Origin of the sequence: Noviherbaspirillum sp. (genome assembly GCF_036563305.1) — a bacterium.
GTDB lineage: Bacteria > Pseudomonadota > Gammaproteobacteria > Burkholderiales > Burkholderiaceae_D > Noviherbaspirillum.
In genome coordinates this window covers 185,968-207,215 of sequence record NZ_DATCMQ010000012.1, presented here as the reverse complement: position 1 = coordinate 207,215, position 21,248 = coordinate 185,968, and the positions used below count along the sequence as shown (strand labels likewise).

17 protein-coding genes, 1 tRNA gene and 1 pseudogene are annotated in these 21,248 nt (G+C 66.7%); 9 read left to right on the top strand and 10 right to left on the bottom strand.

Features of this window, described 5'->3' with window-relative positions:
* The 5 genes and pseudogenes from VIM12_RS10465 to VIM12_RS10445 form a co-directional block, all read left to right on the top strand.
* Positions 1–265 (top strand): annotated as a pseudogene (locus VIM12_RS10465) (phosphomannomutase/phosphoglucomutase); the annotation flags it as partial.
* Between the two features lie 7 nt (positions 266–272).
* Positions 273–1,538, top strand: coding sequence for a lipid IV(A) 3-deoxy-D-manno-octulosonic acid transferase (gene waaA / locus VIM12_RS10460; RefSeq protein ID WP_331941561.1), 1,266 nt, complete (start codon positions 273–275; stop codon positions 1,536–1,538).
* A 186-nt stretch (positions 1,539–1,724) separates the two neighbouring features.
* A complete protein-coding gene (locus tag VIM12_RS10455) occupies positions 1,725–3,734 on the top strand; it encodes a TonB-dependent receptor (protein ID WP_331941560.1) in 2,010 nt (669 codons plus the stop codon).
* Positions 3,734–4,282, top strand: a complete 549-nt coding sequence (locus tag VIM12_RS10450) for a YfiR family protein (protein WP_331941559.1) — start codon at positions 3,734–3,736, stop codon at positions 4,280–4,282. Before VIM12_RS10455 ends, VIM12_RS10450 begins: the two co-directional genes overlap by 1 nt.
* A complete protein-coding gene (locus tag VIM12_RS10445) occupies positions 4,279–6,183 on the top strand; it encodes a putative bifunctional diguanylate cyclase/phosphodiesterase (protein ID WP_414691775.1) in 1,905 nt (634 codons plus the stop codon). The genes VIM12_RS10450 and VIM12_RS10445 overlap by 4 nt, the downstream gene beginning before the upstream one ends.
* 62 nt (positions 6,184–6,245) lie before the next feature.
* On the opposite strand, the gene VIM12_RS10440 is transcribed toward VIM12_RS10445, so the two are convergent.
* From VIM12_RS10440 to VIM12_RS10415, 6 genes are all read right to left on the bottom strand, one after another.
* A complete protein-coding gene (locus tag VIM12_RS10440) occupies positions 6,246–7,568 on the bottom strand; it encodes a TolC family outer membrane protein (protein WP_331941557.1) in 1,323 nt (440 codons plus the stop codon).
* Positions 7,569–7,604: 36 nt separating this feature from the next.
* Positions 7,605–7,928 (bottom strand): rhodanese-like domain-containing protein, encoded by a 324-nt coding sequence (locus VIM12_RS10435; protein ID WP_331941556.1) that lies wholly within the window; start codon positions 7,926–7,928, stop codon positions 7,605–7,607.
* An 11-nt stretch (positions 7,929–7,939) separates the two neighbouring features.
* Positions 7,940–8,602, bottom strand: coding sequence for a protein-L-isoaspartate O-methyltransferase (locus VIM12_RS10430; RefSeq protein ID WP_331941555.1), 663 nt, complete (start codon positions 8,600–8,602; stop codon positions 7,940–7,942).
* A gap of 42 nt (positions 8,603–8,644) precedes the next feature.
* Positions 8,645–11,869: an efflux RND transporter permease subunit gene (locus tag VIM12_RS10425; RefSeq protein ID WP_331941554.1), complete on the bottom strand. Its 3,225-nt coding sequence runs from the start codon at positions 11,867–11,869 to the stop codon at positions 8,645–8,647.
* An 82-nt stretch (positions 11,870–11,951) separates the two neighbouring features.
* On the bottom strand, positions 11,952–13,106 hold the full coding sequence (locus VIM12_RS10420; protein WP_331941553.1) for an efflux RND transporter periplasmic adaptor subunit: 1,155 nt from the start codon (positions 13,104–13,106) through the stop codon (positions 11,952–11,954).
* A complete protein-coding gene (locus VIM12_RS10415) occupies positions 13,103–13,738 on the bottom strand; it encodes a TetR/AcrR family transcriptional regulator (RefSeq protein WP_414691777.1) in 636 nt (211 codons plus the stop codon). The genes VIM12_RS10420 and VIM12_RS10415 overlap by 4 nt, the downstream gene beginning before the upstream one ends.
* 107 nt (positions 13,739–13,845) lie before the next feature.
* Between VIM12_RS10415 and VIM12_RS10410 the strand changes: the two genes are divergently transcribed.
* From VIM12_RS10410 to recQ, 4 genes are all read left to right on the top strand, one after another.
* A complete protein-coding gene (locus VIM12_RS10410) occupies positions 13,846–14,103 on the top strand; it encodes a YkgJ family cysteine cluster protein (protein ID WP_331941551.1) in 258 nt (85 codons plus the stop codon).
* Between the two features lie 64 nt (positions 14,104–14,167).
* The gene (locus tag VIM12_RS10405; RefSeq protein ID WP_331941550.1) at positions 14,168–14,752 is read left to right on the top strand and encodes a DUF1439 domain-containing protein; all 585 of its coding nucleotides are present in this window, start codon (positions 14,168–14,170) and stop codon (positions 14,750–14,752) included.
* A gap of 75 nt (positions 14,753–14,827) precedes the next feature.
* Positions 14,828–15,661: an undecaprenyl-diphosphate phosphatase gene (locus VIM12_RS10400; RefSeq protein WP_331941549.1), complete on the top strand. Its 834-nt coding sequence runs from the start codon at positions 14,828–14,830 to the stop codon at positions 15,659–15,661.
* Between the two features lie 9 nt (positions 15,662–15,670).
* On the top strand, positions 15,671–17,497 hold the full coding sequence (gene recQ / locus VIM12_RS10395; protein WP_331941548.1) for a DNA helicase RecQ: 1,827 nt from the start codon (positions 15,671–15,673) through the stop codon (positions 17,495–17,497).
* A 19-nt stretch (positions 17,498–17,516) separates the two neighbouring features.
* Here the strand turns inward: recQ and trmB are convergent, their stop codons facing one another.
* The 4 genes from trmB to VIM12_RS10375 all read right to left on the bottom strand — a co-directional run bounded on the left by trmB (position 17,517) and on the right by VIM12_RS10375 (position 21,205).
* The gene (gene trmB / locus VIM12_RS10390) at positions 17,517–18,236 is read right to left on the bottom strand and encodes a tRNA (guanosine(46)-N7)-methyltransferase TrmB (RefSeq protein WP_331941547.1); all 720 of its coding nucleotides are present in this window, start codon (positions 18,234–18,236) and stop codon (positions 17,517–17,519) included.
* Positions 18,237–18,289: 53 nt separating this feature from the next.
* A tRNA-Gly gene (locus tag VIM12_RS10385) sits at positions 18,290–18,363 on the bottom strand.
* 64 nt (positions 18,364–18,427) lie between these two features.
* A complete protein-coding gene (locus VIM12_RS10380; protein ID WP_331941546.1) occupies positions 18,428–19,579 on the bottom strand; it encodes a GGDEF domain-containing protein in 1,152 nt (383 codons plus the stop codon).
* 156 nt (positions 19,580–19,735) lie between these two features.
* Positions 19,736–21,205 (bottom strand): NAD-dependent succinate-semialdehyde dehydrogenase, encoded by a 1,470-nt coding sequence (locus VIM12_RS10375; RefSeq protein ID WP_331941545.1) that lies wholly within the window; start codon positions 21,203–21,205, stop codon positions 19,736–19,738.
* Positions 21,206–21,248: the final 43 nt, after the last annotated feature.

The window sequence follows — 21,248 nt, the reverse complement described above, 5'->3', positions numbered from 1 at the left end:
CCTGAAGCTGGAGGAGGGCGAGAACGTGGCGCTGATCGCCAAACTGCAGAAGGAGGCCAGCTTTCCGGGCGCGGAACAGATCGTGACGATCGACGGCCTGCGGGTCGAGTATGCGGACGGCTTCGGCCTGGCCCGCTCGTCGAATACCACGCCGGTGGTGGTGATGCGCTTCGAGGGCGAGACCGAACAGGCGCTGGCGCGGATACAACAGGCCTTCCGCAATGCGCTGGACAAGGTCTGCCCAGGCCTTGCCATGCCGTTCTGAGGCGACGATGGCGCGACTCCTGTATTCCCTTGCCTGGTGGCTGGCCCTGCCGCTGGTCCTGGCGCGCCTGTGGTGGCGCGGGCGCCGCGAACCAGGCTATCGCCGGCACCTGGGCGAGCGGCTCGGCTTCTATCGCGATCGCATCGCCGGACGGGTGATCTGGGTGCACGCCGTGTCGGTCGGCGAGACGCGCGCGGCGGAGCCGCTGGTCGATGCGCTGCTGGCCGAGTGGCCGGACTGCACCATCCTTCTTAGCCACATGACGCCTACCGGGCGGGCCACCGGGGCTGCCGTGTTCGGCAGGCACGGGCAGCGCGTGGTCCAGTGCTACCTGCCTTACGACACCGGCTTCATGGTCGCCCGCTTCCTGCGCCATTTCCGGCCACGCATCGCCATCCTGATGGAGACGGAGGTCTGGCCGAACGTGATGGCGCAATGCGCCCGGGCCGCGGTGCCGGTGGCCCTGGTCAACGCCCGCCTGTCGGCACGGTCGCTGGCCAAGGCGCAGCGGCTGCCGGCGCTGATGCGTGAGGCGGCGCGGTCAATGTCCTGCGTCGCTGCGCAGACCGAAGCCGATGCCGAACGCCTGCGCCGCTTCGGCACGCCGCACGTGCATGTTACCGGCAGCGTCAAGTTCGACGTGACGCCGCCGCCGGCAATGCTGGCAGCCGGCGCCGCGCTGCGGGAGCGTATCGGCAGGCGCCCGGTCTGGCTTTGCGCCAGCACCCGGGAAGGCGAGGAGGCCATGCTGCTGGATGCGCTGCTGCGCGATGCCTGGGGCGATACCCTGGTGCTGCTCGTGCCGCGCCATCCACAGCGGTTCGACCAGGTCGCGCAGGAGGTTGCCGCGCGCGGTTTGCGTCTGCAGCGCCGCTCCACGCTGGGTGATACATCGTTGGCGCCTGATGTACAGGTGCTGCTCGGCGACACGATGGGCGAGATGTTCGCTTACTACGCCGCCTGCGACCTGGCCTTGATCGGCGGCAGCCTGCTGCCGCTCGGTGGCCAGAACCTGATCGAGGCGTGCGCGGTTGGCAAACCGGTGCTGCTCGGTCCGCATACCTTCAATTTCGCGGCTGCCAGCGACGACGCGATTGCTGCGGGCGCCGCGCTGCGGGTCACCGATGCCGAGGACGCCGTCGCCCAGGCGCGACGCCTGCTGCAAGCGAATCCGGAACGGCAGGCGATGGGCAGCCGCGCTGCCGCGTTCGCGCAGCAGCACCGCGGTGCGACGCTGCGGACGATGGCGTTGCTGCGCGCATTGATCCGCTAGTCTTGTTCGGCGCGCATCGCCGTTGCAGTCTCGCAAAAATGTTGCCAATGATCACTTTTTGGTCCTTTGCCGGGCTAGAATGGCGGCATATTCATGCCGCCGTGCTCCCAGTGTTCGCCAACGAGGGCGTCCCGTGGAGTCCGACCGCGCGAACGGCGACGGCGGCGCAGCAAGATGGGACTGGGGATGATCAGGTTTTCGCGCAGCGCCGGGCTGCGGCGTGCAGTACGCCTTTCCGTTGCGGCTGCAGGTGCGGTTGCATGCGCCGGCAACGTAGCCGCGCAGGCGGGCGCCACGCTGGCTGACCTGCCGATCGAGCAGCTGCTCGAGATGGAGGTGACCACCGCCTCGCGCTTTGCACAGAAGCTCAGCGAAGCGCCTTCGAACGTCTCGGTGGTAACGGCGGCCGACATCAAGGCGTTCGGCTGGCGCACCCTCGCCGATATCCTTGGCAGCATGCGCGGTCTGCATACCAGCTACGACCGCAACTACAGCTATCTCGGCGCCCGCGGCTTCCTGCGTCCGGGCGACTACAACACGCGCTTCCTGCTGCTGGTCGACGGCAACCGGAACAATGACGGCGTGTACGACCAGGCCTCCATCGGCAGCGATTTCGGCATCGACGTCGACCTGATCGAGCGGGTCGAATTCGTGCCCGGCCCCGGCTCTTCCGTCTACGGCGCCAATGCCTTTTTCGGCGTCATCAATGTCATCACGAAGAACGGCGGCAGCATGGCCGGGCCGTCGGTTGCGCTGGAAGGCGGCAGCTTCGGCAGGCGCAAGGCGCGGGCGAGCTACGGCATGCGCGGATCGGGCGGAAATGAACTGCTGCTGTCCGTCACCGGCTTCCGCGAGCGCGGTCGGGACCTGTACTACCCGCAATTCGCATCGCCCGACAGCGACGGCGTCGCCCGCGGCCTTGACCATGACCGCGGACACCAGGTCCTGCTCAAGGGCAGCACCGGTCCGTTCAGCATGTCGCTGGCGCATGCGGAACGGGGCAAGGGCGTGCCCACCGCATCGTACGAGCAGACGTTCAACGACCCGCGTTCGCGTACGGTCGACGTGCACAGCGCTTTCGACGTCGGCTACCGCGACCGTCTTTCCGCCGATGCCGACCTGACCGCCCGTGTCTACTGGGGACGCCATGACTACCAGGGCGACTACGCTTACACGCCGGCGCCGCTGGGCGTCAACCGCGACCGCTCGCGTTCGCGCTGGTGGGGCGCCGAGTCCAAGCTGGTCAGCGCCGCATTCGATGGCCACAAGGTGGTGGTCGGGGCCGAGTACCAGCGCGATTACCGCCGCGACCAGGCCAATGTCGACACGGCACCGTATGCGGTTCGCCTGGACGACCACCGGCAGGGCTACCGTGCCGGATTGTATGCGCAGGACGAGATCACGCTGCGCGACAACCTCCTGCTGAACGCGGGGGTGCGGATGGACCGCAACGATACGACCGGGAACGAAACCAGTCCGCGCGTCGCGCTCATCCACCGCCCGGCGCAGGCCACCACGATGAAGCTGATCCACGGCCGCGCCTTCCGGGCGCCGAATGCCTACGAAAGCTACTACAACGTGGCCGGCGACGGCGGGCAGAAGGCGAACCCGGCGCTGGAGGCGGAACGCATCCGCAGTACCGAAGCGAGCATCGAGCAGTACCTCAATACCAATAGCCGGGTGCTGCTCTCGGTATTCCGCAACGAGGTCTCGGGCCTGATCACGCAAGTCGTCGATCCCGTCGACGGCATGCTCGTCTACGCCAACCTGGAGCGGGCGGATGCGCGTGGCATCGAGCTTGAGCTGGAACAGGTGTGGACCGGCGGCGGCAAGCTGCGGGCGAGCTACAGCTGGCAGGACACGCGGGACCGCGCGACCGGCCGCACGCCGCCGAATTCGCCGCGCCACCTGGCGAAGCTGAACCTGTCCGCGCCGATACCCGGCCGGCCGTGGCTGGGTGGCCTCGAATTGCGCTATACCGGTCGCCGCAACACGCTGGCCGGCAGCACCGGGGGGTATTTGCTGACCAACCTGACGCTGTCCGCCGTGCGGCTGGCGCCCGGGCTCTCCCTGTCGGCCAGCCTCTACAACCTGTTCGACACCCGGTACGCGGATCCGGGCGGTGAGGAGCATCTGCAGGACGTGCTGCGCCAGGACGGACGCAGCCTCGGCATCAGGATGGAGTACGAATTCTAGTGCGCACCCCATTCGACGCCCGCGCCCATTTCGTCGCGCGTTGCCTCGCGGCGGCCGCCTTCATGCTGCCACCCGGCGCCGCATCGGCGCAACCCGTGCCGGAGTACGAGCTGAAGGTCGCCTTCGTCTACAACTTCGCATTGTTTACGGAATGGCCCGCCCACACCCTGTACGAGGGCGGCACCCTGAACGTCTGCGTCAACCCTGCGAGCCCGATGCGCCAGCCGCTATCCGTTCTCGCCGACAGGGTGGTGCGGGGCCGCAAGGTCGCCCTGCGCGCAGCGGCCGGCGCCGACAGCCTGCGCCCCTGCCACCTGCTGGTGCTTGACGGCATTGACCGCGACCGCTGGATGCAGATACGCAAGACGCTCGGCTCCGCGAGCGTGCTCACCGTGACCGACGACGACGGGATCGGACGCGACGGCGCCATGATCACCCTCGCGATGGACGGGAAGAGGGTGGTGTTCGACGTCGATCTGAGCGCAGCGCGCCAGGCCGGCCTCGTGCTGAGTTCGAAACTGCTGCGCGTGGCGCGGGCGGTGCAATGAGCGTGGCCAATCCCCTTCGCGACGCGCGCCGCATACGGCTTGGACGCTGGCTCGACCTCGCCAACCTGGTGACCGCCGGCGCCGCGCTGCTGGTCGCCAGCGTCCTGCTGATCGCCTTTCAGTTTCTGTCGCTGCGCGATGCCATGCTGGAGGACGTAGAGGTGCAGGCGCGGATCGTGAGCGAAAACAGCGTGGCCGCGCTGCTTTTCCACGATGTCCGCGCCAGCAACGAAACCCTCTCGGCGCTGTTTGCGGCGCCGGCGGTCGAGGCGGCGGCGATCTTCGACGCCGATGGCAGCACGCTGGCGGCGTTTCGCCGCAACGGCGCGCCGGAAGGACCGCCGCTGGCGGCGTCGCTGCTGCGCAAAGGACACCATTTCAGCGCCACGCACCTGGAACTCGCCCGCGCGATCGAGGCGGACGGCCAACCGATCGGCGTGGTCGCGATCCGCGCCAGCCTTGAACAGCTGTACTCCCGCCTGCTTGCCTACGGCGCCCTGACGCTGGCGGTGGCGCTCGGCTCGCTGGCGGTGGCCTTCCTGCTGGTGAGCCGCATGCGCAATCTGGTCAAGAGGACCGAGGCCCACCTTGCCTGGCTGGCCCATGTCGATTCCGTCACTGGCCTGCCGAACCGCCATGCATTCAATGACCAGCTATCGACAGTGCTGGAAAAGATCGACCGCTTCGGCGGCCGCGCCGGCCTGCTGCTGCTCGACCTCGACAACTTCAAGATGGTCAACGACACGCTTGGTCACCACCATGGCGACCTGCTGCTCAAGCTGGTCGCGCAACGCCTGCTGGACTGCCTGCGCAGCGGCGACGTGCTGTGCCGCATCGGCGGCGACGAGTTCGCGGTGATCCTCGAGTCGCCGACCACGGTGCGCACCGAGGACGTGGCGGAAAAGCTCCTGGCGGCGCTGGCGGCGCCGTTCGACGTCGATGTGCACGAGATCTACATCACCGCCAGCGCCGGCCTGAGCATTTATCCGGACGACGCGCGGGACGCGGAAACCCTGATCCGCAATGCCGACACTGCGATGTACCAGGCCAAGGGCAAGGGCAAGAATGGGTATGAAAGCTTCCATCCCGAGCTGGACTACCGGGTGCAGAAGCGGCTGTCCCTGGAGACCAACCTGCGCAAGGCGCTGGACCGGGGCGAGCTGACGCTGCACTACCAGCCGAAGGTCAGCCTGCGCGACGGCCGCCTGGTCGGCGTCGAGGCGCTGCTGCGCTGGCACCATCCTGAACTCGGTCCGGTCAGTCCCGCCGAATTCATCCCGGTGGCGGAGGACAGCGGCCTGATCGTGCCGATCGGGCGCTGGGTGTTGCGGCAGGCCTGCCAGCAGGTGGCGGCGTGGCGTAACGCGGGCCTGGGCATGGTCAACATGGCGGTCAACCTGTCCGCCCGGCAGACGCGCGATCCCTACCTGGTGCGCGATATCGTCCAGGCGGTGCGCGAAGCCGGGATCGAACCCGGACAGCTGGAGCTGGAGATCACCGAGACCGTCCTGATGGACAACGTGCATGTCAACGTCGACCTGCTGCACAGGCTGCAGTCGGAAGGCATACGGCTGGCGATCGACGACTTTGGGACCGGCTATTCGTCGATGGCCTACCTCAAGCGCTTCCCCATCGACCAGGTGAAGATCGACCGCACCTTCGTACGCGACATTCCCGGAGACGGCGACGACGAGGCGATCTGCGTGGCCATCATCGCGATGGCGCACAGTCTCGGCCTGTCGGTGACCGCCGAGGGCGTCGAGACCGCGCAGCAGCTCGATTTCCTGCGCAATGCGGGCTGCGACGTGATGCAGGGCTTCCATCTTGCCGAGCCGCGCCCGCCGGAGCAGCTTGCCGGTTTCCTGAAAAGCCGCCACGCGCTGCTGCCGCCGCAGAAATGAAAATGGCGGGCCATGTCCGCCATCCGTCACCGCATGCTCCAGCTTCGCGCCGCTTGCCGCGCCTACTGCTGGAGCAGCGCGTTCACCTGCATCAGGTCATCTTCCTTCAGCACGCCCGCCGCCGCCTTCAGGCGCAAGCCGTTGACGATGGTGTCGTAGCGCGCCCGTGCGAGGTCGCGCCGGGTGGAATACAGCTGCTGCTGCGCGTTGAGCACGTCGATGTTGATGCGCACCCCGACCTGGTAGCCGAGGCGGTTCGACTCCAGCGCCGATTGGCTCGAGACTTCCGCTGCTTCCAGTGCGCGCACCTGCGCCAGCCCCGAGTTGACGCCGAGGAAGGCCTGCCGCGCACCCTGCGCGGCTACGCGGCGGGCATTCTCCAGGTCGGCGCGGGTCCGCTGCTCGAGCGCGATCGATTCGCGCACCCGGCTGGTCACCGCATAGCCGGAGAAGAGCGGAATGTTCCACTGTACGCCGATGCTGTTGCTGTCGGTGACGCTGCCGGTCGGCGTGGTCAGGCTGCCCGTCTGGTTGGTATGGTTGCGGCTTGCGACCAGGTCCACGGTCGGGTAGTGGCCGGCGCGGTTGCGCTTGATATCGCGGCGCGCGATTTCAAGCGAGAGCTGCTGGCCGATGACGCCGAAGTTCTGCTGCTCCGCGCTCTGCACCCAGCTCTCGATGACCGCCGGTTCCGGCGGGTTGAGCTTCAGGCCGGGGCGCAGCGAGGCCAGCGCGCCGGCCGGCTTGCCGATGATCTGCTGCAGCGCGCTGCGCTTGATCTCGAGATCGTTCTGTCCGGCGAATTCCTGCGCCAGCACCAGGTCGTAGCGCGCCTGCGCCTCGTGGGTGTCGGTGATGGTCGCGGTGCCGACCTCGAAGTTGCGCTTGGCGGACGCCAGCTGCTCGGTAATCGCGGTCTTCTGCGCCTGCACCGACGCCAGCGCGTCCTGGGATGCGAGCACGTCGAAATACGCCTGCGCGACGCGCACGATCAGGTCCTGGCGTGCCTGCGCGAACTGCGCCTCGCTGGCGGCAGCCGACAGCTTGCCCTGCTGGTACTGTTCCCAGTTGGCGAGGCGGAACAGCGGCTGCGACAGCGAGATCGTGTAGCCGCGCGAACTGAAGTCGCGCCCGGGCAGGCCGACGCCTGCGACTTCGGCATCGAGATCGGTACGGTTGTAGCTGCCGCCGATCCCGACCACCGGCAGCAGGCCGGCCCGTCCCTGCGTTTCCCGCTCCTGCCCGGCTGCCAGCGTTGCGCGGGCGGCGGCGAACACGGCGTCGCTGACCTGCGCCTCCTGGTACACCTGCAGCAAGTCGAGCGCATGCGCATTCAGCGACAGCAGGGCGCCAGCGAGCAGCGTGGCGATAAGGGACTTGCGCATTGGATTCCTCCCAGGGACGTCGTGTTGTTGGTGTTGTCAGTAGGTCGGCATGCTGCCGTCGACCTGCAGCGCCCATGCATGGACGCCCCCGGTCAGGTTCGTCACCCGGGTGAAGCCGTTGCGTTCAAGGAAGGCGGCCACCGACATGCTGCGCGCCCCATGGTGGCAGATGCACACGACCGGCGCGTCGTCGTCCAGCTCCTGCATCCGCTCCGGCACCGAGTTCATCGGCATCGGCACCGCACCCGCGATATGGCAGGTGGCGAACTCCCAGGGTTCGCGTACGTCCAGCAGGAGCGGGGCGGGGCGGGAATCGTCCGCCAGCCATGCGGCCAGTTCGGGGGCGGTGATGTGGTCCATGACGGGTGTCCTCAGAAGCTGAAATGCGAGGGCTGCGCAATGCCGCGCAGCGGCTTGACGTTGGTCTCGAATACCTTCTTCGTGTCGTAGCCGCCATCGGCGCGCCGCGTCGTCACCTGCGCCGACATCACGGGCGCCTCGCCGAGGATCGCGAACAGGCGGCCGCCGGGCTTGAGTTGTTTCAGGAAGATCTCGGGCAGCGCATGCAAGGCGCCGGAGATCACGATCACATCGTAGAGCGCCTCGGCACGCCCGGCCGGCCAGCCGTCGGCGCCATTGCCCTGCACCACTTCGACATTGCCGATGCCGTTGGCCGTCAGATTCGCACGCGCCATCTCCGCCAGCGCCGGATCGATCTCCACCGTCGTCACATGGCGCGCCTTGTGCGCCAGCAAGGCCGCCTGGTAGCCGGAGCCCGCGCCGATCTCGAGCACCGATTCATGCTTCTTCACGCCCAGCTCCTGCAGGATGCGCGCTTCCAGCTTGGGCGAGAACATGGCCTCGGTCGCAGACAACGGGATCTCGGTGTCCATGAAGGCCAGGCTGCGGTGGGCCGGCGGCACGTAGTCTTCGCGCTTGACCACCAGCAGCAGGTCGAGCACGTCAGGCGCCAGCACGTCCCACGGGCGGATCTGCTGCTCGATCATGTTGAAACGGGCTTTTTCGATATTCATTTTGGAGACTCGGCGAAGTGGGTGAACAAACACGCTATTTTATCAAAGCAGTTCCTGGTTTTTACTCTGCGGCACCGGCTCGGCGGGCCCGCCGCGCAAGGCGGACGTGTCGGCCGGACGACGCCTGCGCCGCGCCCAGGCGGCGAAGTCGTCGAGGTAGGTATAGATGACCGGCACCACCACCAGCGTCAGCAATGACGAAGTGATAATCCCGCCGATGACCGCCTGTCCCATCGGCGCCCGCTGTTCGGAGCCTTCGCTCATGCCGAAGGCCAGCGGCAGCATGCCGAACACCATCGCCAGCGTGGTCATGAGGATGGGACGCAGGCGCACATGGGCGGCTTCCAGCAGCGCCGCGGCGCGCTCCGCGCCGGCCTTGCGCGCCTGGTTGGCGAAGTCGACCAGCAGGATCGCATTCTTGGTGACCAGGCCCATCAGCATGATGAAGCCGATGATGGAGAACATGTTCAGCGTCGAGCGGAAGAACATCAGCGCCAGGAACACGCCGATCAGCGTCAGCGGCAGTGCCGACATGATGGCCACCGGCTGCAGGAAGCTGGCGAATTGCGACGCCAGGATCATGTAGATGAAGATGATCGCCAATGCCAGCGCCGACAGGGCGTAGCCGAAGGATTCCTGCATGTTCTTGGTCGAGCCGCCCAGCTGGTAGCGGTAGCCCGGCTGCCAGTGCATGCCGTCCAGCGCGCGGCGCACGTCGGCGCTGACCTCGCCGGCGGACCGGCCGACCACGTTGGCCGACAGTTCGACCTCCCGGCTGAGGTCGCGCCGGTTGATCTGATTGGCGCCGGTGGACGGCGTGATGCTCGCCACCTGACGCAGCGCCACCATCCGCGGCGTGCCGTCGCTGTTGGTCTGGGAACTGGCCAGCATCAGCCGCGACAGGTCTTCCGCGTCGTTGCGGTCGGACGGCGCCAGCCGCACTTTGACGTTGTAGTTCTCGTCGTCCGGGCCGCGCCAGGTGGTGGTTTCGTCACCGGCCAGCAGCGGGCGCAGCGCATTGCCGATCTGACCGACGCCGATGCCGAGGTCGGCGCCGATGTCGCGCTTCGGCGCGATCGCGATCGTCGGCTTTTCCGCCTTCAGGCTCGAGTCGAGGTCGACCACGCCGGGAATGGTGCGGATGCGGCGCATCGCCTCGTCGGTCAGGCGCGCCAGTTCCTTCAGGTCGCTGCCCTGCAGGCTCAGTCGCAGTTGCTTGTTGTCGCCGCCGACCCCGTCGAGCGAGCCGATGTGGGTAATGGTGATGCCGGCGACCTGCTGCAGGCGATTGCGCAGCGGCCCGCTGAGCTGTCCGGTGCTGCGTTCCCTTTCCTTGCGCGGCACCAGCCGCACGAACGTGGTTGCATAATTCCTTCCCTGCGCCGAGCCGGTGTTGACCGTGCTGTACAGGTCGCGCACCTCGGGGAATTCGCGCAGGATGGCCTCGACCTGGCGCACCTTGGACTCGGTCAGTTCCAGCGAGGAGCCGACCGGGGTGTAGTAGGTGATGCCGGTTTCCGAGTAGTCGGCCTGCGGCACGAACTCGGAACCGATCAGGCCGCCGGCGGGAATGGCCAGCCCGCCGAAGAAGCTGGCCGCTGCCAGCGCCAGCGTCGCCTTGCGATGGTTCAGCGACCAGGCCAGCAGCGACTGGTAGGCGCGCGACATCCACTGCACCATGCGCTCGAACTGCGCCAGCACGCGGCCAATGGTGCGGTCGTAAAGGGGTTTGGATTTGCCGTGTCCGCCATGCGCGTCGGGATCGGGCCAGACAGAGGACAGCATCGGGTCCAGCGTGAACGAGACGAACATCGAGATCAGCACGGCCGCCACCACCGTCACGCCGAACTGGTGGAAGAAGCGGCCGATGATGCCGCCCATGAAACCCACCGGCAGGAACACGGCGACGATCGAAAAGGTGGTCGCCAGCACTGCCAGGCCGATTTCCGCCGTGCCTTCCAGCGCTGCCGTCCTGTGATCCTTGTATCGTCCGTTGATCCGCATTCCCGCATGGCGGACGATGTTCTCGCGCACCACGATCGCATCGTCGATCAGCAGGCCGACGCACAGCGACAGCGCCATCAGCGTGATCATGTTGATCGTAAAGCCGAAGATGTACATGAACAGGAAGGTGCCGATGATGGCCACCGGGAGCGTCAGGCCGGTGATCACCGTCGAGCGCCAGGAGTTCAGGAACAGAAACACGATCAGGATGGTGAGGATCGCGCCTTCGATCACGGTCTGCCGCACATTGTCGACGCCGGTGCGGATCTGGCGCGAGCTGTCCTGTATCACCTCGGTCTTGACGCCGGGATAGAGCGCGTCCAGCCGCGGCTGCAATTCCTGCAGCGCGGCCTTGATGCCGTCGGCCACGTCGATGGTGTTCTGGTCCTGCGCCTTGAGCACCGACAGCGCAAGCGTGCGCTGCCCGTTGTACAGCGCAAGGTTTTCCTGCTCTTCCTGCCCGTCGACGATCGTCGCCACCTGCGCCAGCGTGACCGGCTGTCCGCCGCGGCGCGCCACGATGATGCGGCCGAAGTCCTGCGGATTGACCACCTTGCCGCGGATCTGCACCACCTTCTCGTCGCTGCCGGAGCGGATCGCGCCGGTCGGCAGCTCCTGGTTCTCGCTGCGCAGGGCGGCGATCACCTGGTCGATGCCGATGCCGAGCGCTTCCAGTTCACCCGGTTTCACGTACACCTGGATCTCGCGGCGCACGCCGCCGACCAGCGACACCGAGCCGACGCCGCGCACGTTCTCCAGGCGCTTCTTCACCACCTGGTCGGCAATCGTGGTCAGCTCGCGCATGTCGCGCGGCTGCTTCCCGGCGTCGCTGGTGACGGCGATCGCGAGGATGGGACGGTCGGCGGGGTCGAAGCGCATTACGCGCGGTTCCTTCACCTCGTCGCGGAAGGCTGCCTTCACCAGCGCCACCTTCTCGCGCACGTCCTGCGCCGCGCGCGCCGGGTCGATGGTGAGGTCGAACTCGATAATCACCACCGACGAGCCCTCGTAGGACCGGGAGTAGAGATTCTTGATGCCGTTGACGGTATTGACCGTCTCCTCGACCTTGCGCGTGATGTCGGACTCGACCGACTCGGGGGACGCGCCAGGATAGTCGGTCTGCACGACCACGATGGGGAAGGTCACGTCGGGAAACTGGTCGACGCGCAGCCGCTGGTAGGAGAACAGGCCGAGCACCACGAACGCGAGCATCATCATGGTCGCGAGTACCGGGTTGCCGATGCTGATCCGGGTAAACCACATGGGGTATTTTCCTTGGCGCCGGGCGCCGGTTCATGCGGGGATCTGCCGCCCCGCGTCTCGTGTCATGCGTCCTGGCCGCGTCTCACGGCGCCGACGCCGGCGCCAGCTTCACCTCGGTGCCGGGGCGCAGGGTGCCGAGGTTGACCCGGACCACCTTCGCGCCCGGCGCCAGGCCGTCGACGATCTCGACGGCGTCGCGCGCGCCGTCGCTTCCGGCCATGCCCGTCTTGACCGGCTTGCGCGCCAGCCTGCCGTTCTCGATCGCGTAGACATAATTCGCGCCGCCATCCGTCTGGACTGCCGATTGCGGCAGCACCAGCACGCCCTCCTTGCGCGCCAGGGTCAGGTGCGCTTCGGCGAACATGCCGGCGCGCAGCACCCGGTCCGGGTTGTCGACCTGCACATAGACCAGGATCGAGCGCGAACCGGGCTGGGTCGCCGGGTTGATGCGGGCGACCTTGCCCGTCAGCGGCTGCGCCAGTCCTTCCACCCGCAGCCGCACTTCCTGGCCGGGAGTCACATGCAGGATGTCCGCGGCCGGTACTGCCGCTTCCATTTCCAGTCGCGCCAGGTCGACCACGTCGAGCAGGCGGTTGTCGGCCGACACCTTCTCGCCCGGCTGCACGCTGCGGCTGCTGACGATGCCCGCGAACGGGGCCTTCACCACCGTGTCTCCCAGCGCCTTCTGCGCGACGTCGAGCGCGGCGCGGGCGCTGTCCACGTTGGCTTGCGCGATACGGAACTGGCTGTCGGCGTTGTCGAAGGCATTCTTGGAGATGAATCCCTTCTCCAGTAGCGCCCGGTTGTTTTCCCGCGCCTTGGCGGCGATCTCGAGCTGGCCGCGTGCCGCCAGCAGCGCGCCCCTGGCCTGCTCCAGCCGCGCCTGGTAATCGGCCGCATCCATGCGCACCAGCACCTGGCCGGGCTGCACCGTCTCGCCCTCGCGCACCAGCACCTCGCGCACTTCGCCCGGCACCCGCGCCTTCAGGCCAGCCTGCTGCAACGCCCGCAGCGAGCCGGACAGGGGCAGCAGGCGGCGCAGCTCACCGGGCCGCGCCTCCACCAGGTCGCCAGCGAGGAATTCGAGCACCGGCGTGACCTGCCCCTGCGGCGGGACTTGTGCCGACTGGAGACGCGCGGGCCGCTTCAGGATCGCGGCTGTCACGCCGGCGGCGAGCAGGCAGGCCAACACGAAGATCCAGAAGGAGCGTCGCTTGCGCAGGAGAGGACGGTTCATTTGTCGGGGCCGGCAAGCACGCCGTGCAGGAAGAGATCGATGAAGCTTTCGAGATATTCGGCCGGCGTGACCGCGTGCACCTGGCAGTTGGCATGCTGCGACAGCATCAGCATCATCATCGGCGCGCACAGTACGCTCGTCGCCTGGCGGACGTCGACCGGCCGGAACTCGCCGCGGCGGATGCCGCGTTCGAGCAGGCTGGCGACCATTGCGTCGGCGCGGGAAATCACCTCGTCGCGGTAGAACTGGGCGACTTCCGGAAAATTGTTCGATTCGGCGATCATCAGCTTGCTGATCCCGGACACCCGGGTGCTGCCGAGCCGCTCCCACCAGCCCATCACGATGTCGCGGAACAGGTCCTTGCTGGCGCCTTCGTAGTTGCCGACCATGCCTTCCGCCTCGCCGAGTGCGGGAATCAGGTTTTCCCTGACCACCGCCTTGAACAGTTCTTCCTTGTTCTCGAAATACAGATAAAGCGTGCCCTTGGAGACACCGGCCCGCGCCGCCACGTCATCCAGACGCGTGGCCGCATAGCCGCGCTCAACGAACAGGTCGAGTGCGGCCGCCAGCAGTTCCTGCGGCCGGGCGTCCTTGCGGCGTTCCCAGCGCGGTTTCTTGAGGGGGCATTTGATCATCAGGGGAGGCATGAAATAACTTACTTACGGGTCAGTAATATAAGGGCGGGGGGTGCCGGCGTCAAGCGCAAGGCGAGTAGAATGGCCGCCTTCAAGGAAAGCCTATGGAATGCCGTTCCCGATGCGGTGCATGCTGCATCGCCCCGTCGATCACCTCGCCCTTGCCCGGCATGCCGCACGGAAAGCCGGCCGGGGTCCCCTGCGCCCAGCTCCTGCCGGACATGTCCTGCGCGGTGTTCGGCCGTCCCGAGCGGCCATCCTTCTGCGGCGGCCTGCAGCCGTCATCCGATATGTGCGGCGGTTCGCGCGACCATGCCGTGGCTTGGCTCACGCGACTGGAGCGGGCCACCGCCCCCGGCTGACAGTGCCCCCGCGCATGATCTGGGGCAAAGCCGGAATGCGGCGCTTGTGCGACAGTCTGACCCGATGAAATCGACTCCCCCGAATACGCTCCGGAGCGGCGGACCGCGCGTCGCTTTCCTGCTGCCGGCGGTGCTTGCGCTGATGCTGGCCGCCTGCGCGACCCTGCTCGGCCCGCGCGAAGTCGAGGTGCCGCTGGCGCGCATCCAGGAATCCCTGGCGCAGCGTTTTCCTTTCAACAACCGTTTCCTGGAACTGCTCGACATCCGCGTAACCAATCCGCAGGTGTCGCTGCAACCCGCATCCAACCGCATCCTCACCAGCATGGATACGGCAATCGCGCCGCCCTTTCTGCAGCGTAGCTGGAACGGCAAGCTGGCGATATCCGGCCAGTTGCAGATCGATCCGTCCCGCAACGCGGTAGTGCTGGCCGACCCGCGCGTGGAGTCCTTCGACGTCGACGGACTCGACCCGCTGTATGCGAACCAGGTGACGCGCATCGGCCGCCTGCTGGCGGAGCAGATGCTTGAGGATTTTCCGCTGTATACCTTCCGTCCGGAGGAGCTGCGCTTTGCCGGCGCCAGCTACACGCCGACTAAAATCACGACGCGCAGCAGTGGCCTCGTGGTAAGCTTCGAGCCCGTGCGCTAGTCGCGCCGGCCCATGCGCAAACCCGTCTGCAGGCGGGTTTTTTATTGACCAAATCTTGCATAACATTTCGACTACATGGATCTGACGCTCGCGCTCAAGGCCCTCATCATGGGCATCGTCGAAGGCCTGACGGAATTCCTGCCGATATCCTCCACCGGGCACCTGATCCTCACTGCCAGCCTGCTCGATTTCACCGGCGCCAAGGTCAAGGTCTTCGAGATCGCCATCCAGGGCGGGGCGATGCTGGCCGTCGTCTGGGAGTACCGCGCGCGCATCGCGGCGGTGCTCGGCGGGCTGGGCAGCGACCGCAAGGCGCAGCGCTTCGCAATGAACGTCGTGATCGGATTCCTGCCGGCCGCCATCCTCGGCCTGCTGTTCAACAAGACCATCACCGCGCTGCTGTTTGCGCCGGTGCCGGTGGCGACGGCCTTCATCCTCGGCGGCTTCGTCATCCTGTGGGTGGAGCGCGCCAACCGCAACCGCCAGGGACGCGCGCGGATCGAGTCGGTGGACGACATGACGCCGCTGGACGCGCTCAAGGTCGGACTGGCGCAGGCGTTCGCCCTGATCCCCGGCACCAGCCGCTCCGGCGCCACGATCATCGGCGGCATGATGCTTGGGCTGTCGCGCAAGGCGGCCACCGAATTCTCGTTCTTCCTGGCCATCCCGACGCTGTTCGGCGCAGGCATCTATTCCGTCTACAAGGAAAGGGCGCTGCTGTCGGCGGCCGACCTGCCGATGTTCGGCATCGGCGCCGCTTCCGCCTTCGTTTCGGCCTTCCTGTGCGTGCGCTGGCTGCTGCGCTACATCAGCACCCACGATTTCACCATCTTCGCCTGGTACCGCATCGTGTTCGGCATCATCGTCCTTGCGACTGCCTGGGGCGGCTGGGTCGACTGGGTGCATTAGAATAGCGGGATGCCTCCACAGACAGATAGTGAAGACAGGGCGCTGCACGTACTCCAGACGGTATTCGGTTATCCCTCGTTCCGCGGCCAGCAGGCCGACATCGTTCATCACGTGGCGAGCGGCGGCGACGCCCTCGTCCTGATGCCTACCGGCGGCGGCAAGTCCTTGTGCTACCAGATTCCCGCGCTGCTCCGCGAAGGCGTCGGCGTGGTGGTGTCGCCGCTGATTGCCCTGATGCAGGATCAGGTGGACGCGCTGGCCGAAGTCGGCGTGCGCGCCGCCTTCCTCAATTCCACCCAAACCTTCGACGAAGCGATGCGCACCGAACGCGCAGTGCGCAACGGCGAGCTCGACCTGATTTATGTTGCGCCGGAACGCCTGATGACGCAGCGCTGCCTCGACCTGCTCGACGCTTCGCGGCTGGCGCTGTTTGCAATCGACGAAGCCCACTGCGTGAGTCAGTGGGGACACGACTTCCGCCCGGAATACATCCGCCTGTCGATCCTGCACGAGCGTTTTCCGCAGGTGCCGCGCATTGCGCTGACGGCGACCGCCGACCCGCAGACGCGGGCGGAAATCGCGCACCGGCTGCAGCTCGACGATGCGCGCCAGTTCGTGTCCTCGTTCGACCGCCCCAACATCCGCTACCAGATCGTCGAGAAGAACAACGGCCGCAAGCAGGTGCTCGACTTCATCCAGGAGGAGCATGCGGGCGATGCCGGCGTCGTGTATTGCCTGTCCCGCAAGAAGGTCGAGGAGACGGCGGAATTCCTTTGCGCCCACGGCGTCAACGCCTTGCCCTACCATGCGGGCATGGACATCGCGAAACGGACCGCCAACCAGGCGCGATTCCTGCGCGAGGACGGCATCGTGATGGTCGCGACCATTGCCTTCGGCATGGGCATCGACAAGCCGGATGTGCGTTTCGTCGCCCATCTCGACCTGCCCAAGAGCATCGAGGGCTATTACCAGGAGACCGGGCGCGGCGGACGGGACGGCCTGCCGGCCGATGCCTGGATGGCATACGGCCTGCAGGATGTCGTGCAGCAGCGGCGCATGATCGAGGAGTCGGAGGCGGACGAGAATTTCAAGCGGGTGCAGGGCGCCAAGCTGGACGCGATGCTCGGCCTGTGCGAGACGCTGCATTGCCGGCGGGTGCGCCTGCTCGACTATTTCGGCCAGGCTTCCGGCCCGTGCGGAAACTGCGATATCTGCCTGGCGCCGCCGGTGTCCTACGACGGCAGCGTGCAGATGCAAAAGCTGCTGTCCACCGTGTACCGCACCGAGCAGCGCTTCGGCGCCGGCCATGTGATCGACGTGCTGCGTGGCACCGAGTCCGACAAGATCCGGCAGTGGCGGCATGACAAGCTGTCCACCTTCGGCATCGGCGCCGACACCGGGGAGCAGGAATGGCGCGCCATCCTGCGACAGGCGATCGCGCTCGGGCTGCTGGTGGTGGACCACGACGCCTATGGCTCGCTGAAGCTGACCGATGCGGCGAGGCCCGTGCTGCGCGGCGAGCAGAAGATCCTGCTCAGGCAGTATCAGAAACCGGCGAAGAAGCGGCGCGAGGCCGGGCGCGCCAAGGGATATGTGGAGAGCGAGCTGTCGCAGGCAGAACAGGCGGTATTCGAGAAGCTTCGCTGGTGGCGCTTCGAGACCGCGCGCAAGCACAACGTCCCTGCCTACGTCATCTTCCACGATGCGACGATGCGCGAAATCGCCAAGGCACGGCCGTCATCCCTCGATGATTTGCGCAACATCTCCGGGGTAGGGGAGAAGAAGCTCGAAACCTACGGTGAAGAGATCGTCGCGCTGATCGCCGAATTCGCCTGATGCCCCGGCGGCGGCGCGGTCAGCGTTTCTCGAACACCAGATCCCAGACGCCGTGGCCGAGCTTCAGCCCGCGGTTCTCGAACTTCGTCACCGGCCGGTAGTCCGGGCGCGGCGCGTAACCGTCCGCCGTGTTGCGGAGCGCGGCTTCCCCGCCAAGCACCTCGAGCATCTGTTCCGCGTATTCCTGCCAGTCGGTCGCGCAGTGCAGGTAGCCTCCGGCGGCAATCCGGGAGGCCAGCAGCTGGACAAAGGCGGGCTGGATCAGCCGCCGCTTGTTGTGGCGTGCCTTGTGCCAGGGATCCGGGAAGAAGACATGCACGCCGCCCAGCGATTCCGGTGCCAGCATGTGGGTGACCACTTCCACTGCGTCATGCTGGATGATGCGCAGGTTCTTCAGCTGCCGCTCGCCGATCAGCTTCAGCAGGCTGCCGACGCCCGGCGTATGCACTTCCACCCCGACGAAGTCCTTGTCCGGCATCCCGGCGGCGATGGCCGCCGTCGTATCGCCCATGCCAAAGCCGATCTCCAGCACGAGCGGCGCACGGCGCCCGAATGCGGCGTGCAGATCGACCTGCTGCCTGGCGTAGGGGATGCAAAAGGATGGGCCCAGCTCCTCGATCGCCCGCGCCTGCGCAGTCGACAGCCTGCCGGCGCGCGTCACGAAGCTGCGGATGCGGCGCTCTGTCGGGTCATACAGCATCTGCCTGCCGGCAGCTTGCTCGGGAGTGTGGTCGGACATGGGATGAGTTGCTACTGCAGCAAATAAAAAAGGCACCGACAGGTGCCCGGCACTGGAGCGGGTGAAGGGAATCGAACCCTCGTCGTAAGCTTGGGAAGCTTCTGCTCTACCATTGAGCTACACCCGCGGACAGGAGGGAATTATACGACGGATGCCCGGCAAGGTCGATGCGCAGGGCCGCGCGGGGCGCGTTATGCCATCGCCATTTCCACCCGGTTCCTGCCGTCTTCTTTCGCCCGGTACAGCGCGCGGTCGGCGCGCATCAGCAACTCGTCCACGCCGGGTTCGCCGTCGGCGCAGGCGGCGACGCCGATGCTCACCGTATAGCGTGGCAGGCCGTCGGGCGACGCGGTGGCGATTTCGGCGCAGAGGCGTTCGGCGATCTGCTGGGCCTGCTTCGTGGTGGTTTCCGGCAGCAGGATGATGAACTCCTCGCCGCCGTAGCGGCCGATGGAATCCATGTTGCGCAGGAGCGTGCGGGTACGCCGCACGAAGTCGACGATCACCCGGTCGCCCATGGTGTGCCCGTGACGGTCGTTGATCGACTTGAAGTTGTCGAGGTCGCACATGAGCAGCGCCAGCGGACGCAGGCTGCGGGCGCTGCGCGCCAGTTCCTTGTGCAGCAGCTCGAGGAAGGCGCGGCGGGTATAGGCATCCGTCAGCTGGTCGTGCGAGGCGATGAACTCCAGCGCCGCGCGCAGGCGGTCATTGGCCATCATCATGGCGCCCAGCGTGATCGCGAGCACCGCGAAGGCCATCGCGGCCAGGTAGAGGCGCTGCGTCGCGGTCGGATCGAGCAGGTCGGGCGGGGTGTCGAACTGGAGCGCCAGCATTGCCGCCCGCAGGGCCGAGACTGCGCCGATCCCACCCAGCACCATGCAAGTGAAACGGCCGGACAGACCGCTTCCGCCCGTCCTGCGCACCAGCAGGGCGGAGGCGAGGAACAGCGTGGCGTTGACGGCGGTGACGCCGAATGCGCGCGCTGGATAGTGGCTGTCGACGTAGGTGAACCACAGCACATGGATGGTGGCCCCCGCCGTCACGGCGACGAACAGCATGCGGCTGAGCGGCAGTCGCGCGAAATCGCGAAAGCCGGCATACAGCTGCAATATGCCGGCGACCAGGACCACGTTCGCCACCACGACGCACAGAAAAACGGGAAGGCGCCCGGTCATGCCGAACAGGGCGCTCGAGAGCACCAGGCAGAACACGCCGCGGCTCCAGTAGACGAGGCCGCCGACGGTCGGGGGGAAACTGCGGCGCAGAATGAAGAGTATGGCCGAGCAAAGCAGGCCAAGCAGGCCGGCGACAACGATCAGCGAACGTGGGTCAAGCTCAGACAAGACATATCTCCCTCCAGCGAATATAGCATTTTCTTGCTGTCAAGAAATAAATCTTTTTCATGCATGTACGTCGCCGCGATACGCCGCCGGCCTCAGGCGGCGTATCGCGAACGCGGTTGCCTGCGGCGCGACAGCGGTCGCGGCCGCCGCCTCAGCTCAGATGCCGCCCATGCAGAGGTACTTCATTTCCAGGTATTCATCGATGCCGTACTTGGAGCCTTCGCGGCCGAGGCCCGACTGCTTGACGCCGCCGAACGGGGCGACTTCATTGGAGATGATGCCGGTGTTGATGCCGACCATGCCGTATTCCAGTTTTTCAGCCACACGCCAGACCCGGCCGATGTCGCGCGAATAGAAATAGCTGGCGAGGCCGAAGTCGGTGTCGTTCGCCGCGGCGATCGCTTCCTCCTCGGTATGGAAGCGGGTGACCGCCGCCACCGGCCCGAAGGTCTCCTCACGCATCACCAGCATGTCGGGCGTGGTGTTGGCGAGTACGGTCGGCTCGTAGAAGCGGCCGCCGAGCGCATGCGCCTTGCCACCGGCAAGCACCTTCGCGCCCTTGGCCACCGCGTCGGAGACGTGCTCTGCCACCTTCGCCACCGCCTGCTCGTCGATCAGCGGTCCCTGGGCGACGCCCGCCTCGAAGCCATTGCCGACCTTGATCTTGCGCGCGCCCTCGGCCAGGCGTTCGACGAAAGCGTCGTAGATCGAGTCGTGGGCGTAGATGCGGTTGGTGCAGACGCAGGTCTGGCCGGCATTGCGGTATTTCGAGATCAGGGCGCCTTCCACTGCGGCGTCGAGGTCGGCATCGTCGAACACGATGAAGGGTGCGTGCCCGCCGAGCTCCAGCGCCAGTTTCTTGATCGTCGGCGCGCTCTGGCGCATCAGGATGCGGCCGACCGGGGTGGAACCGGTAAACGACAGGTGGCGTACCACCGTGCTGTCGCACAGCACCTTGCCGACTTCGACCGAACGTTCGGCGTCGGCGGTGATGATGTTGATGACACCCGGCGGCACACCCGCGCGCTCGGCGAGCTCGGCCAGCGCCAGCGCCGACAGCGGCGTCTGCTCGGCCGGCTTGATGACGATCGTGCAGCCGGCGGCCATGGCCGGCGCAACCTTGCGGGTGATCATCGCGATCGGGAAGTTCCACGGCGTGATCGCCGCGCAGACGCCGATCGGCTGGCGCAGCACTACCATGCGCTTGTCGGACCAGGTAGTGGACATGACGTCGCCGGAGACGCGCTTGGCTTCTTCCGCAAACCATTCGATGAAGCTCGCGCCGTAGGCGACCTCGCCCTTGGCCTCCGCCAGCGGCTTGCCCTGTTCGGCCGTCATCAGGGTCGCAAGGTCGCCGGTATGTTGGATCATCAGGTCGAACCATTTGCGCATGATCGCGGCACGCTCCTTGCCGGTCTTCGCCGCCCAGGCGGGAAAGGCTGCCTGCGCCGCATCGATCGCCTGCTGCGCCTCGACCGCGCCCATGTTCGGCACGCTGCCGATGCTGCCGCCGTCAGCCGGATTGCGGACCGGGAAGCTGGATTCCCCGCCGATCCAGGCGCCGTTGACATAGGCCTGGTTGCGGAGCAGGGATGCGTCATTCAGTGCGGGGATGCTGCTGGCCATGCTCGTCTCCTGTGTATGTTTCCTGGCCCGCGGGCCGGGTGGA

What these genes read in the sequence shown, in the direction of transcription:
- waaA (WP_331941561.1), top strand. Translation starts at nt 273, where the DNA reads ATGGCGCGACTCCTGTATTCCCTTGCCTGGTGGCTGGCCCTGCCGCTG.
- VIM12_RS10455 (WP_331941560.1), top strand. Translation starts at nt 1,725, where the DNA reads ATGATCAGGTTTTCGCGCAGCGCCGGGCTGCGGCGTGCAGTACGCCTT.
- VIM12_RS10445 (WP_414691775.1), top strand. Translation starts at nt 4,279, where the DNA reads ATGAGCGTGGCCAATCCCCTTCGCGACGCGCGCCGCATACGGCTTGGA.
- VIM12_RS10440 (WP_331941557.1), bottom strand. Translation starts at nt 7,568, where the DNA reads ATGCGCAAGTCCCTTATCGCCACGCTGCTCGCTGGCGCCCTGCTGTCG.
- VIM12_RS10435 (WP_331941556.1), bottom strand. Translation starts at nt 7,928, where the DNA reads ATGGACCACATCACCGCCCCCGAACTGGCCGCATGGCTGGCGGACGAT.
- VIM12_RS10430 (WP_331941555.1), bottom strand. Translation starts at nt 8,602, where the DNA reads ATGAATATCGAAAAAGCCCGTTTCAACATGATCGAGCAGCAGATCCGC.
- VIM12_RS10425 (WP_331941554.1), bottom strand. Translation starts at nt 11,869, where the DNA reads ATGTGGTTTACCCGGATCAGCATCGGCAACCCGGTACTCGCGACCATG.
- VIM12_RS10420 (WP_331941553.1), bottom strand. Translation starts at nt 13,106, where the DNA reads ATGAACCGTCCTCTCCTGCGCAAGCGACGCTCCTTCTGGATCTTCGTG.
- VIM12_RS10410 (WP_331941551.1), top strand. Translation starts at nt 13,846, where the DNA reads ATGGAATGCCGTTCCCGATGCGGTGCATGCTGCATCGCCCCGTCGATC.
- VIM12_RS10405 (WP_331941550.1), top strand. Translation starts at nt 14,168, where the DNA reads ATGAAATCGACTCCCCCGAATACGCTCCGGAGCGGCGGACCGCGCGTC.
- VIM12_RS10400 (WP_331941549.1), top strand. Translation starts at nt 14,828, where the DNA reads ATGGATCTGACGCTCGCGCTCAAGGCCCTCATCATGGGCATCGTCGAA.
- recQ (WP_331941548.1), top strand. Translation starts at nt 15,671, where the DNA reads ATGCCTCCACAGACAGATAGTGAAGACAGGGCGCTGCACGTACTCCAG.
- trmB (WP_331941547.1), bottom strand. Translation starts at nt 18,236, where the DNA reads ATGTCCGACCACACTCCCGAGCAAGCTGCCGGCAGGCAGATGCTGTAT.
- VIM12_RS10375 (WP_331941545.1), bottom strand. Translation starts at nt 21,205, where the DNA reads ATGGCCAGCAGCATCCCCGCACTGAATGACGCATCCCTGCTCCGCAAC.